1 protein-coding gene is annotated in these 476 nt (G+C 63.9%); it reads left to right on the top strand.

All coding sequences use genetic code 11. The features are described from left to right. Positions 1-476 (top strand): FAD-linked oxidase C-terminal domain-containing protein (locus HUS66_RS17435; RefSeq protein WP_302675525.1); only part of this gene is annotated, 476 nt, incomplete at both ends.

Raw genomic sequence — 476 nt, 5'->3', positions numbered from 1 at the left:
GCCCAGGAGGCGCTGATCCGCCAGATCTCGGATGAGGTCGCCGAGCTGACCCACAAGTATCACGGCCTCTTGTGGGGTGAACATGGCAAGGGCGTGCGTTCCGAATATGCGCCCACGTTCTTCGGCGAGCTCTATCCGAGTCTGCAGCGCCTGAAGGCGGCCTTCGATCCGCATAATCAGCTCAACCCGGGCAAGATCGCCACCCCGCTTTGCACTTCTACCCCGCCCGACACCGCGAGTGAGGCGCCCTCGGCCGATCAAGAGACGCACGAAGCGACGAACGATGGCGACGAGCAGACGGTGAAATGGATCGATCCGGGGCTGCTGACTATCGACGGCGTGCCGACCCGGGGCCAGCATGACCGCCAGATCGACGAACGGGTCTGGCAGTCCCACGCCGCGGCGGTCTACTGCAACGGCAATGGCGCCTGCTACAACTACGATCCCGATGACGCCATGTGTCCCTCATGGAAGGC

The sequence above is a fragment of the Onishia taeanensis genome, from assembly GCF_013349955.1.
GTDB classification, from domain to species: Bacteria; Pseudomonadota; Gammaproteobacteria; order Pseudomonadales; family Halomonadaceae; genus Onishia; species Onishia taeanensis_B.
This window is presented reverse-complemented; position numbering and strand designations above follow the sequence as displayed.